This is a genomic window from Stenotrophomonas geniculata (assembly GCF_034508895.1).
In the GTDB taxonomy this organism is placed as follows: domain Bacteria; phylum Pseudomonadota; class Gammaproteobacteria; order Xanthomonadales; family Xanthomonadaceae; genus Stenotrophomonas; species Stenotrophomonas geniculata.
On the sequence record NZ_CP140571.1, the window covers coordinates 3593762 to 3606475 of the forward strand.

At 65.9% G+C, this 12714-nt stretch carries 9 protein-coding genes; 8 read left to right on the forward strand and 1 reads right to left on the reverse strand.

The window, feature by feature from the left end; genetic code table 11:
* The first annotated feature begins 6 nt into the window (after nt 1-6).
* From epmA to RI032_RS16575, 5 genes are all read left to right on the forward strand, one after another.
* Nucleotides 7-942 (forward strand): EF-P lysine aminoacylase EpmA, encoded by a 936-nt coding sequence (epmA, locus tag RI032_RS16555; RefSeq protein WP_322548275.1) that lies wholly within the window; start codon nt 7-9, stop codon nt 940-942.
* A 142-nt stretch (nt 943-1084) separates the two neighbouring features.
* Nucleotides 1085-1813 carry a DUF3011 domain-containing protein gene (locus tag RI032_RS16560; protein WP_010480486.1) on the forward strand — a complete coding sequence of 243 codons (729 nt, stop codon included), beginning with the start codon at nt 1085-1087 and terminating at the stop codon, nt 1811-1813.
* Nucleotides 1814-1860: 47 nt separating this feature from the next.
* The gene (mtnA, locus tag RI032_RS16565; protein ID WP_322547328.1) at nt 1861-2925 is read left to right on the forward strand and encodes an S-methyl-5-thioribose-1-phosphate isomerase; all 1065 of its coding nucleotides are present in this window, start codon (nt 1861-1863) and stop codon (nt 2923-2925) included.
* A 261-nt stretch (nt 2926-3186) separates the two neighbouring features.
* A complete protein-coding gene (gene gyrA / locus RI032_RS16570; protein WP_010480491.1) occupies nt 3187-5901 on the forward strand; it encodes a DNA gyrase subunit A in 2715 nt (904 codons plus the stop codon).
* Between the two features lie 131 nt (nt 5902-6032).
* Nucleotides 6033-8561 (forward strand): membrane-bound PQQ-dependent dehydrogenase, glucose/quinate/shikimate family, encoded by a 2529-nt coding sequence (locus tag RI032_RS16575; protein WP_241888046.1) that lies wholly within the window; start codon nt 6033-6035, stop codon nt 8559-8561.
* Nucleotides 8562-8604: 43 nt separating this feature from the next.
* Here the strand turns inward: RI032_RS16575 and RI032_RS16580 are convergent, their stop codons facing one another.
* Nucleotides 8605-9594, reverse strand: coding sequence for a zinc-dependent alcohol dehydrogenase family protein (locus RI032_RS16580; protein ID WP_322547329.1), 990 nt, complete (start codon nt 9592-9594; stop codon nt 8605-8607).
* Nucleotides 9595-9712: 118 nt separating this feature from the next.
* On the opposite strand from RI032_RS16580, the gene RI032_RS16585 reads away from it, so the two are divergent.
* From RI032_RS16585 to RI032_RS16595, 3 genes are all read left to right on the forward strand, one after another.
* Complete coding sequence (locus tag RI032_RS16585) at nt 9713-10618, forward strand: LysR family transcriptional regulator (RefSeq protein ID WP_057503330.1); 906 nt, start codon at nt 9713-9715, stop codon at nt 10616-10618.
* A 51-nt stretch (nt 10619-10669) separates the two neighbouring features.
* A complete protein-coding gene (locus RI032_RS16590) occupies nt 10670-11170 on the forward strand; it encodes a DUF4952 domain-containing protein (protein WP_049455460.1) in 501 nt (166 codons plus the stop codon).
* Nucleotides 11171-11234: 64 nt separating this feature from the next.
* Nucleotides 11235-12665, forward strand: coding sequence for a serine hydrolase domain-containing protein (locus RI032_RS16595; protein ID WP_322547330.1), 1431 nt, complete (start codon nt 11235-11237; stop codon nt 12663-12665).
* Nucleotides 12666-12714: the final 49 nt, after the last annotated feature.

Below are 12714 nucleotides of genomic sequence, written 5' to 3' on the forward strand. Positions count from 1 at the left end.
CTGCGCATGCTGCAGCAGCGCGCCGCGCTCAATGCGCTGGTGCGCCGCTTCTTCGCCGAGCGCGACGTGCTGGAGGTGGAGACGCCGATCCTGTCGGTGGCCGGCAACACCGAGCCGAACATCGACAGCTTCCATACCGATTTCACCGGCCATGTCGATGCCGGCGGACGCCGCCGCTGGCTGCGCACCTCGCCGGAGTATCCGCTCAAGCGCCTGCTGGCGGCGGGCGTGGGTGACTGCTACGAACTGGGCCGGGTGTTCCGCAATGGCGAGGCGGGCGGCCGCCACAATCCGGAATTCACCATGCTGGAGTGGTACCGGGTCGGTTGGGACCACCATCGCCTGGTGCAGGAAACCGCCGAGCTGGTTGGCCAGGCGCTGGCCCTGGTCGGGCGCAGTGCGACGCTGCGTGTGCTCAGCTACCGCGAGCTGTTCCAGCAGTACGTGGGCGTGGATCCGTTCGATGCCGATGAGACTGCGCTGCGTGCCGCGCTGGGCGAGGTGCACATCGACCCGGTCGGGCTGACCCGCGATGACTGGCTGGATCTGCTGATGACCCATCATATCCAGCCGCATTTCGATGACGCGGTGATGACCGTGGTCCACGATTGGCCCGCCAGCCAGGCCGCATTGGCACGCATCCGTGCCGGCGCGCCGCCGCTGGCGGAGCGTTTCGAGCTGTACCTGGGTGCAGTGGAACTGGCCAACGGCTATCACGAACTGAACGACGCCCACGAGCAGCGTGCGCGTTTCCAGCGCGACCTGCAGCGCCGCCATGAGCGCGGCCAGGTGCAGCCGGCGCTGGACGAAGCATTGCTGGCCGCATTGCCCTCGATGCCCGCCTGCGCCGGCGTGGCGGTGGGTGTTGATCGGTTGCTGATGGCGATGAACCGCACGCCGCGTATCGCCGATGTGCTGGCCTACGACTTCGCCCACGCGTGAGCGCGGTGCGCACGTTCCTGAACATCGAAGACTGAACGGAATTCCGCGTTTCTGCGCTTGCTTCGGTAAGCGGGATGATGCTCTTATCACGGCAGATGCCGGACACTGGCACGCAGTTCATCCATTCCTGCTGGGGAAGGCTTTGGTCAAGTGGTTTGCGGTTGTCGCTGCACCGGTGTACTCCATCGCGCTCTGGGGTGCCTGGCTGCCGTCATCGGCGTCGGCCCAGCAGGCGGGCTATGACGGCGAAGTGGTGACCTGCGAATCGCGCGACATGGGCTGGGTGCATTGCGATATCGACGTCAGCAATGGCATCGACCTTGTGCGCCAGCTGTCCAGCAACAGCTGCATCCGAGGCAGCGAGTGGGGCACCGACCGCAGTGGCGTGTGGGTCACCCTGGGCTGTCGGGCCGAGTTCCGTGCGCGTCGAGCGCAAGGTGCAGCGCCTGCGGCAACGGAAGGCAAGCGCCTGGTCCGCCGTGTGGTGCGCTGCGAATCCAATGGCCGCCCGCAGAGTTGCCCGGTGCGCCTGGACGGGGCGCCGGTGCGCCTGCTGCGCCAGTTGTCGGTGCTGCCGTGCCGCGAAGGGCAGGGCTGGGGCTACAAGCGCAATGAAGTCTGGACCAGCCGTGGTTGCCAGGGCGATTTCGAAGTGGCTGACGAGGACGGCCGTTTTGTCGACGTGCCACGCCGCCTGACCTGCGAGTCGAAGTCGAAGAAGCGCCGCTTCTGTGGCGCGAGCATTTCGGTCGGCGCCGTCGTCACCGAACAGTTGTCCAGCACCCCGTGCGAGGAAGGCAACACCTGGGGCTGGAACCGCAACGGGATCTGGGTGGACGGCGGCTGCCGCGCCGAATTCTCGGTGAATTGAGCCGGGGCAGGCTCCAACCGCGCGGGGCGTGGCCCTACAATGGGCCCATGAACACTGCCTCCGACATCGACTACGCCCGTTATGACCACATCCGCCCGATCCTCTGGACCGGCGATGCCCTGCAACTGCTGGACCAGCGCAAGCTGCCGTTCGTGGTCGAGCACGTGGTCTGCCATGACAGTGACGAGGTTGCCGCCGCCATCCACGCGCTGACCGTGCGTGGCGCGCCGGCCATCGGCATTGCCGCGGCCTGGGGCGTGGTGCTGGCCGCACGTGACGTGCAGGCCGCTGATGGCGCGCATGCGCTGCAGCAGCTGGAGCCGGCGCTGCAGCGCTTGAACGCGTCGCGCCCGACCGCTGTCAACCTGGCCTGGGCGCTGGCGCGCATGCGCCGCTGCCTGAATGCCGCCGGTGCCGACTGGAAGGCCGCGCTGGAAGCGGAGGCGCAGGCCATCGCCGAGGAAGACCTGGCGGCCAACCGCCACATGGGCGCGCTGGGCGCCGGCCTGATCGAGGCCGGTAGCGGCGTGCTGACCCATTGCAACACCGGCTCGCTGGCCACCGCCGGCTTCGGTACCGCGTTGGGCGTGATCCGTGCCGGCATGGCCCAGCACCGCATCGCCCGGGTATTTGCCGGCGAGACTCGTCCGTGGCTGCAGGGCGCACGTCTGACCGTGTGGGAGCTGCAGCAGGATGGCATCGATGCCACCCTGATTGCCGATTCGGCCGCCTCGCACCTGATGAAGACCGGTGCCGTGCAGTGGGTGATCGTGGGTGCCGACCGTATCTGTGCCAACGGCGATACCGCCAACAAGATCGGTACCTACCAGCTGGCCATTGCCGCCCGCCATCACGGGGTCAAGTTCATGGTGGTGGCGCCGTCCTCGACCGTGGACATGGAAACTGTGGACGCCAGCCAGATCGAGATCGAGCAGCGCGATCCGGGCGAGCTGTACGGCGTGGGCGGTACCCGCACCGTGGCCGAGGGCATCGCCGCCTGGAACCCGGTGTTCGACGTCACTCCGGGCGAGCTGATCGATGCCATCGTGACCGAGCGCGGGGTGATCCTGAACCCGACCGCCGACAACATGCGCGCCGCCTTCGGCGGCTGAGGCGGGCAGGGTCGCGGATGTCTGGAGAGCCAAGCCCACGCTCGGCTCAGCCAGCGAATCCGCCGCAGCCGAGCATGGGCTCGGCTCTACAGGGGCGGTATGGGGTCCTAAGTTCCTGATTTGTGCCGGTAAAATCCCCGTAAAGGGAGGCGGAAAACGGCCTGTTGTGGTAGTATCCACAGGTTGAATCGAGGTTCCGGCACGACCCCCTCCCGCAGAGGGCTGCGCCGGACTGGACCGCTACCAGACAACGGAACCCGAATGGCAGAAACCGCCAAGGAAATCATCCAGGTCAACCTGGAAGACGAGATGCGCAAGAGCTACCTCGATTACGCCATGAGCGTGATCGTGGGCCGCGCGCTCCCGGATGCGCGCGACGGCCTCAAGCCGGTGCATCGCCGCGTGCTGTTCGCGATGAACGAGTTGAACGCGCACAGCAACAAGCCCTACTTCAAGTCGGCACGTATCGTCGGTGACGTCATCGGTAAGTACCACCCGCATGGCGATCAGTCGGTGTACGACACGCTGGTGCGCCTGGCACAGCCGTTCTCGCTGCGCTACATGCTGGTCGATGGCCAGGGTAACTTCGGCTCCATCGACGGCGACTCCGCCGCAGCGATGCGATACACCGAAGCGCGCATGTCGCGCCTCGCGCATGAGCTGATGGCCGACATCGACAAGGAAACCGTCGATTTCCAGCCCAACTACGACGAAAAGGAATTGGAGCCGACGGTCATGCCGACCCGGTTCCCGAACCTGCTGGTCAATGGTTCGGCCGGTATCGCGGTGGGCATGGCGACCAACATCCCGCCGCACAATCTGAGCGAATCGATCAACGCCTGCATCGCGCTGATCGACAACCCGGAAATCGACGTCGACGGCCTGATGGAATACATCCCGGGCCCGGATTTCCCGACCGCCGGCATCATCAATGGCACCGCCGGCATCGTCGCCGGCTACCGCACCGGCCGTGGCCGCGTGCGCATCCGTGCCAAGGCCGATATCGAAGTGGCCGACAACGGCCGCGAATCGATCATCGTCACCGAGATTCCTTACCAGGTGAACAAGGCGCGTCTGATCGAGAAGATCGCCGAGCTGGTCAAGGAAAAGAAGATCGAAGGCATCAGCGAGCTGCGCGATGAGTCCGACAAGGACGGCATGCGCATCTACATCGAGATCAAGCGCGGTGAATCTGCCGAGGTTGTGCTGAACAACCTGTACCAGCAGACGCAGATGGAATCGGTGTTCGGCATCAACATGGTGGCGCTGGTCGATGGCCGCCCGCAGTTGATGAACCTCAAGCAGATGCTGGAGGCGTTCGTCCGCCACCGTCGCGAAGTGGTCACCCGCCGCACCGTGTTCGAGCTGCGCAAGGCGCGTGCCCGTGCCCACGTGCTGGAAGGCCTGACCGTCGCGCTGGCCAACATCGACGAGATGATCGAACTGATCAAGACCTCGCCGAACCCGAACGAAGCACGCGAGCGCATGCTGGCGCGCGTGTGGGAGCCGGGCCTGGTCGGTGCGATGCTGGGCGCCGCCGGTGCCGAAGCCTCGCGTCCGGAGGACCTGCCCAAGGGCGTGGGCCTGATCGAGGGCGGCTACCAGCTGACCGAGATCCAGGCCACCCAGATCCTGGAAATGCGCCTGCACCGCCTGACCGGGCTGGAGCAGGACCGCCTGACCGACGAGTACAAGCAGCTGCTGGAAGTGATCGCCGGGCTGATCCACATCCTGGAAGACCCCGACCGCCTGCTGCAGGTGATCCGCGAAGAGCTGGTCAGCGTCAAGGCCGAGTTCGGCGACGAGCGTCGTACCGAGATCCGCCACAGCGAAGAAGACCTGGACATCCTCGACCTGATCGCGCCGGAAGACGTGGTGGTCACCGTGTCGCACGCCGGTTACGTGAAGCGCCAGCCGGTGAGCGTGTACCGCGCGCAGCGCCGTGGCGGCCGTGGCCGCAGTGCGGCGGCGACCAAGGAAGAGGATTTCATCGAACAGCTGTGGCTGGTCAACACGCATGACACGCTGCTGACCTTCACCAGTTCGGGCAAGGTGTTCTGGCTGCCGGTCTACCAGCTGCCCGAAGCCGGTTCCAACGCTCGTGGCCGTCCGATCATCAACTGGATTCCGCTGGAACCGGGCGAACGCGTGCAGGCCGTGCTGCCGGTGCGCGAGTACGCCGACGGCCAGTTCGTGTTTTTCGCCACGAAGAACGGTACGGTCAAGAAGACCCCGCTGGGCGAGTTCGCCTTCCGTCTGGCCCGCGGCAAGATCGCGATCAACCTCGACGAGGGCGACGCGCTGGTTGGCGTCGGCCTGACCGACGGCGAGCGCGACATCCTGCTGTTCGCCTCCAACGGCAAGACCGTGCGCTTCGGCGAGGACAAGGTCCGCTCGATGGGCCGTACCGCGACCGGCGTGCGTGGCATCAAGATGCCGGCCGGCGAGGAAGTGGTCAGCCTGATCGTGGCCGAAAGTGCCGGTGGCATCGAGGACGAGAACGAGGACGACAACGGTGTCGAAGAAGCCGCCGCCAATGGCGATGCGGTGATCGACGGCGCTGACGACGCCAGCGTGCAGTACATCCTCACCGCCACCGAGAACGGCTATGGCAAGCGCACCCCGCTGCCGGACTACCCGCGCAAGGGCCGTGGTACGCAGGGCGTGATCGGCATCCAGACCACCGAGCGCAACGGCAAGCTGGTCGCCGCGGTGCTGATGGGCTCCAGCGACGAAGTCCTGCTGATCTCCGATGGCGGCACCCTGGTGCGTACGCGTGGCTCGGAAATCAGCCGCGTCGGCCGCAACACCCAGGGCGTCACCCTGATCCGCCTGTCCAAGGACGAGAAGCTGCAGGCGGTGGAGCGCATGGATGCCTCCATCGAAGAGGACGAGGACGAGGTGGCGGCTGCCGCCCCGGCCACGACCGACGGCGCCCCGGCTGCGGCCAGCAGCGAGGACGCCGCGCAGGAGTGATCCTGCCGCGAGCCTGAAGTACCCGACGACGCCGGCCCTGTGCCGGCGTCGTCGTAACCGGACGCCACACATACGCGCGCGCTTCACGCCGGCGGTGGGATAAGGGCGCATGCTGCCCCCGGAGATCGACGATGTCCGTCACGCCGCCGTCCGATCCTGCTCCTGTCCGAACCCCGCGCCATCCGCTGGTGACCGTGCTGTCGCTGTTGCTGGTCGTGCTCGGCCTGGTCATCGGCGGGCTCGGCGCATGGCTGCTCAGCCTTGGCGGCTCGGCGTACTACGCCATCGCCGGGCTCGGCCTGCTGGCTAGCGGCCTCCTGCTGTTCGGCAACCGTCGCAGCGGCGCGCTGCTGTACGCGCTGGTGTTCATCGGCACACTGCTGTGGACCTGGTGGGAGTCGGGCAGCGACTACTGGCGTTGGGTGCCGCGCCTGGGCCTCGTTACGGCCCTGGGCATCGTGGTGGCGCTGCTGGCACCGACCCTGCGCGAACCGGTGTCCAAGCGCCTGTCGCGCAGCGTGGCGGGCGTGCTGATGCTGGTGTTCGTAGCTGCCTTCGGCCTGGCCTTTGCGCCGCATGGTGAAGTGGACGGGCACCTGCCGTTCCCGGAAGGCGCGGTCAGCGCCGGACTGGAACCTACGCGCGATACCACGGGCCTGCAGCCGGCTGACCAGCCCGCCGAGGGCGACTGGCCGGCGTGGGGCCGCAGCAATGCGGCCACCCGCTATTCGCCGCTGCAGCAGATCACCCCGGCCAATGTGGCCACGCTGCAGCCGGCCTGGCAGTTCCGTACCGGCGATATGCCGAAGAAGCGCTGGGGCGCGGAAACCACGCCGCTGAAGATTGGCGATCGCCTGTACCTGTGCACCGCGCGCAACCGCCTGATCGCACTCGACGCCGCCAGCGGCAAGGAGCTGTGGCGGTTCGATCCAAGGGTGAAGGATGCTTCGATTCCCTATACCGCTGCCTGTCGCGGTGTGAGCTATTACGAGCAGCCCAGCACGCCGACCGTTGCTGATGCGGCATTGGCCGATGTCGCCGCTGATCTGGCGCTGCCGGAACCGCCGCCCAGCATCACCCGCAGTGTTGCACCGGGCAGTCGTCCGGCATGCTGGGCGCGCATCATCGAAGGCACGCTGGATGGGCGCATCATCGCGGTGGATGCGGACAGTGGCCGCCCGTGCGCGAATTTCGGCAACAACGGCCAGGTCGACATCACCCTGGGCATGGGCGAAGTGCCGCCGGGCTATGTGTCGATCACCTCGCCGCCGGCCATCGTGCGCGGCGTGATCGTGACCGGTCATCAGGTGCTCGACGGACAGCGCCGCGATGCGCCCTCGGGCGTGATCCAGGCCTACGATGCCATCACCGGCAAGCTGCGCTGGGCATGGGACATGGACCAGCCCGAGCGCAGCGGCTTGCCGCCGCGCGAGCAGACCTATACGCGCGGCACACCCAACATGTGGACCACCGCCACCGGTGATGAAGCACTGGGGCTGGTCTACCTGCCGCTGGGCAATTCTGCGGGAGACTATTGGAGTGGCTCGCGCACGGAGAGCCAGAACCGCTATGCAACCTCGCTGGTGGCGATCGACGTGGCCACCGGCAAGCCGGTCTGGCATTTCCAGGCGGTGCGCAAGGATGTGTGGGACTACGACCTGGGTTCGCAGGCCAGCCTGATTGACTACCCGACGGCGGCGGGCAAGGTGCCGGCGATCCTGTTGCCGACCAAGCAGGGCGACCTCTATATCCTCGATCGCCGCAACGGCCAGCTGCTGACCGCCGCCGAAGAGCGCAAGGTGCCGGTCGGCGGCGTCGAACCCGAGCAGCGTTCACCCACCCAGCTGTTTTCGCTGTACCACACGCTGCGCCGCGAACATGACCTGACCGAGCGCGACATGTGGGGCATCACCCCGATCGACCAGCTGGTCTGCCGCATCCAGTTCCGCAAGGCGTACTACGAAGGCTTCTACACGCCGCCGAGCAGCGAGCGCCATTCCATCGAGTACCCTGGCTACAACGGCGGCTCGGACTGGGGCAGCGTGTCCATCGATACGCGCCGCGGCGTGATCGTGGCCAACTACAACGACATGCCCAACTACAACCGGCTGGTGCCACGCGCCGAGGCCGACCGGCTGGGCTGGCTGCCACGCGAGAAGATCCGGTTCGACAAGGGCGGTGCAGAAGGCGCGGGCGACCCGCAGGTGGGCACGCCGTATGGCATCCAGGTCAACGCTGGTTGGCGGCTGCCGTTCACCGGCCTGCTGTGCAAGCAGCCGCCCTATGGCGGTATCCGTGCCATCGACCTGCGTACCGGCAAGCTGCTGTGGGACCGTCCATTCGGCAGTGCGCGCGGCAACGGACCGTTCGGCATCCGTTCCGGCCTGCCGATCGAGATCGGCACGCCGAACAATGGTGGTTCGGTGATCACCGCCAGCGGCCTGATCTTCATCGCCGCTGCCACCGATGACCTGCTGCGTGCCATTGATCTGAAGACCGGCAAGGAACTGTGGCATGCCAAGCTGCCCGCGGGCGGCCAGGCCAATCCGATGGTGTACGAGCAGGGCGGGCGCCAGTACGTAGTGATCATGGCCGGCGGCCACCATTTCATGGAAACCCCGAACGGCGATTATGTGATGGCGTTTGCGTTGCCCAGGTAACCGCAATGGGGGCGATGATCCACCCCCATTGCATGACGCTGGATCACACCGTCACCACCACCTTGCCGATCTGCTCGTTCGATTCCAGGTAACGGTGTGCCTCCTGGATCTGCGCAAACGGGAACACCTTGGCAATCTTTGGCGCCAGCGTGCCCTTGTCCAGGCCATCGACGATGAACGCCTTGGCGCGGCCCAGTGCGGCATCGTCAGAAACGATTTCCGAGTACAGATAGCCCTTCAGCGTCAGCGACTTGCCCAGCACGTTGAACAGCGGGAACGGCGTGGGTTCGCTGCTCAGCGCGCCGTACTCCAGCAGGATGCCGGCACGGGCCATCGCTTCGGTGAGCGGCACGAACTGCGGGCCACCGATCGGATCGAACACCACACGGGCACCGGCACCGCTGGTGATGCGCGCCACTTCGGTCACCAGATCCTGCTCCTGGGTGGCGATGACGTGGGCGGCACCGGCATCGAGCAGGGCTTGGCGCTTGCCCGGGCCACGGGTGACCGCGATCGGCGTGGCGCCTACTGCATTGGCGATCTGGATGGCGGCCAGGCCGACGCTGCTGCTGGCGGCGGTAATGATGACGAAATCCCCGGCGGCCAGATGAGCCTGTTCCAGCAGCGCGCCCCAGGCGGTGACGTACTGCATCCACACCGCGGCCGCCGTTTCAAAGTCCAACGCCTGTGGGTGCTTGACCACCAGTCGTGCCGGCACGTTGGCCAGCTCGCCATAGGTGCCCCAGCGCGCGATGTCCAGTGGCGGTATCACGCTGACCGCATCGCCAGCAGTGAAGCCGCTCACCGCACTGCCGACCGCTTCGATCACGCCAGCGGCCTCATAGCCCAGCCGGCTGGGGAACTGCGCTTCCTGCAGATAGGCGCCGTTGCGGAACATCACCTCGGCGCGGTTCAGGCCGATTGCCTTCACCCGGATCTGGACTTCGTCAGGGGCGGGGGCGGGAACGTCGATATCGTCGATGCGCAGCACATCGGCACTGCCATATTCGTGGATGCGGACAATCTGGCTCATGGGGGCTCCGAGGAAGGGCCGACGAGGGCGCCGGCGAAAGGGTCACGGCTACTGTGCGCGTAGTCTGCATCCAGAATAAGGGGTAATCTGGTGTTTCATTGAAGAACAATTGTTTGCAATGGACCTGATCGCTCCCCTGCGGACCTTCGCCAAGGTGGCCGAGGTCGGCTCCTTCGCCGCCGCTGCCGAGGCACTGGACCTGTCGCCGCAGCTGGTCGGCAAGCATATCCAGGCGCTGGAGCAGCACCTGGGCATGCGCCTGCTCAACCGCACCACGCGCAAGCAGAGCCTGACCGACTTCGGCCAGGCCTACCTTGCGCGGGCGCGGGTGATCCTGGAGGAAGTGGAGGGCGCCGAGCAATTGGCGGAAGTGGCGCGTGGACGGCCGATGGGGCGCCTGCGCATCAGCGCGCCGGTCACCTTCGGCGTGCACGCACTCGGCCCGGCGGTGGTGGCTTACATGCAGCAGTACCCGGATGTGCAGGTCGATCTGAATCTGTCCAACAGCTTGGTGGACATCGTCGAGGACGGCTACGACCTGGTGTTCCGTACCGGTGACCTGGCCGACAGCGGGCTGGTGGCGCGACGGCTGGGGCCGTATCCGCTCGTCCTATGTGCCTCGCCGGACTACCTGGCTTCGCGCCCGGCCATCACCCATCCCAATGACCTGAGCCGCCACGAGTGCCTGGGCTTCGCGCATTCGATCATCCGCACACGCTGGAGTTTCCGCGATGCCGATGGCAGCGTGCTGACCGTGCCGGTGTCCAGTCGCTTCATGGTCAACCAGGCCGAGCCGCTGCTGACAGCGGCCGTGGGTGGGCTGGGATTGATCCTGCAGCCCTACGAAATGCTTGCCGCTGCGCTGGCGCGTGGTGAACTGGTGGAAGTGCTGCCGGACCATGTGCCGGTATCGACGTGGATCAACCTGGTGTATCCGCGCGACCGCCAGCTGACGCCCAAGCTGCGCAGCTTCCTGGACTTCTGCGTGGCGCGTTTCACAGAGCAGACGATGGCAAGGCGATAGCGTGGCATCGATCAGCATTCCTGTGCTCCCATGCGAAGGACTCGCCCCGTGATGTCTCTCCCGTTGCCGCAGCATGCCGCCCGCGTCCTGCTGCTGGCGTCATTTTCCAGCGCCAGCGTGCTTGCGCAGCAGACGCCTGCGCAGGCGTTGGCCGAGTGGGAGGTGCAAGGGCGCGCGGATGGCCTGGCGCGACCTGATACTGAATGCCAGGATTTCCTGCAGGCAATGGGCCGGAAGCCTCCGGAACTGCAGTATGTAAGCTGCAGCCAGGATGACGTGTCCTACATCAAGCCGATGGAGGCCCACTATCGTGTTTCAGGCGCGCAAGCGGCGCAGGTCGAAGCCTATCTGCACACGGCATTCGGCCTGCCTGCATTGCGCTACGTCTGTTGTGGCTGGAGCAACGGCGCACCCTACTACTGGCGCGAAGGTCCGGATGCGGTGAGGTATCAGATCGGCATGGGGGTGGAATCGCTGCCGTACGAACGGGGCCAATGGCATAGCATCGAGGCATTCAACGTCACCGTCGAGGTGGTGCGGCAGCGTCCCTAGCGTGGATGCGGCGGGCCGATCCATCGTCTAGGATGCGCCCAGGGATACCCGCAAAGGAATTGCCATGAGGGCTGTTGGACGCCTGTTTCTCTGCAATGCGCTGGCCTGTTTGGTCCTGGTGACCGCCTCGGCATTTCCGGCAGTTGGCGCAGCATCTTCCGAGCGCGAACATCCACGCGCGCGGGATGCCATCGATGACTGGCTTGCCGCCTTCAATGCGGGCAGCCTCGAGGGGTTGCAGGCATTCGCCGACAGATATGCCAAGCAGGAGGGCAGCACGCCCAAGGACTATCTCGAGTTCCGCGAGAGCACGGGCCCGCTGAGCGTTCTGGAAACACTCGAGCGCGCGCCCAGCCAGGCGAAGCTGCTGGTGATGGGCCAGCTGAGCGAACGTGCGATGTGGGTGACGGCGGTCATGGACCCGGCCAACCCGTCGCACGTGAAGCAGTTCCAGATCGAGGGCACTGAAACGCCAGACAAATACAAGCCGGCACGGGTTGCATTGCCTGCGCTGATGGCTGATGCCGCGGCAAGGCTGGAGGCGCTGCGGGCGCAGGACGCGCTGTCGGGTGCATTGCAGGTGGCGCAGAATGGCAAGGTGCTGCTGGACTGGCGCGGTGGCGATGCCGATCGCACCGCTGGCATTCCAGTGGACGTGGATACACAGTTCCGCCTTGCGTCCTCCAACAAGATGTTCACCGCAGTGGCCGTCCTGCGGCTGGTGCAGGACGGCAAGCTCAGTCTCGATGACACGATCGGCAGTCGCCTGCCGGACTATCCGAACAAGGCCGTTGCCAACAGCGTAACCGTTCGCCAGCTGCTGTCACATACCAGTGGCCTGGGCGACTTCTTCGGCGACGATTTCGAACAGTATTCCGCGTCGTTGAAGACGCTGGATGACTACGTGCGGCGCTTTGCCAAGGATGCGCCGCAGTTCACGCCAGGCAGCCAGGACAGCTACTCGAACTATGGCTTCATCGTGCTTGGGCGGATCATCGAGGCCGTCTCCGGGCAGTCGTACTACGCCTATGTGGAGCAACACATCCTGCGCCCGGCGGGCATGATGGGCACCGGCTTCGAACCGGAAACAGTGAACGTCCCGCAGCGTGCCGTCGCCTACACGAAGAAGGACGGGCAATGGGTCCGTGAAACGAAGTCGCTGCCCTGGCGCGGCATGTCAGCCGGTGGGGGCTACAGCGCGGTGGGCGACATGGTGAAGTTCGCCGAGGCATTGCGCAGTGGAAAGCTGGTCTCACCTGCATTGCTGCAGCAGGCCACCACGGCGCAGAACCACAAGGGCTGGTATGGATTCGGCTTCGTGGTGCAGGGCAAGGGCAGGGAGCACCAGTACGGCCACGAAGGCGGTGCGCCCGGATCGAACAGTGCCATCGTGGTGATGCCCGCACAGGGCTATGTGATCGTTGGCCTGGCCAATGTCGATCCGGATGCGATCAGCAACGTGGTCAACTACATCGCGCGAAGAGTGCCGTTGTAGCCCCGAGCGACTGTGCTGCAGCGATGTTGACGCTGGGGCAGTTGGCGGA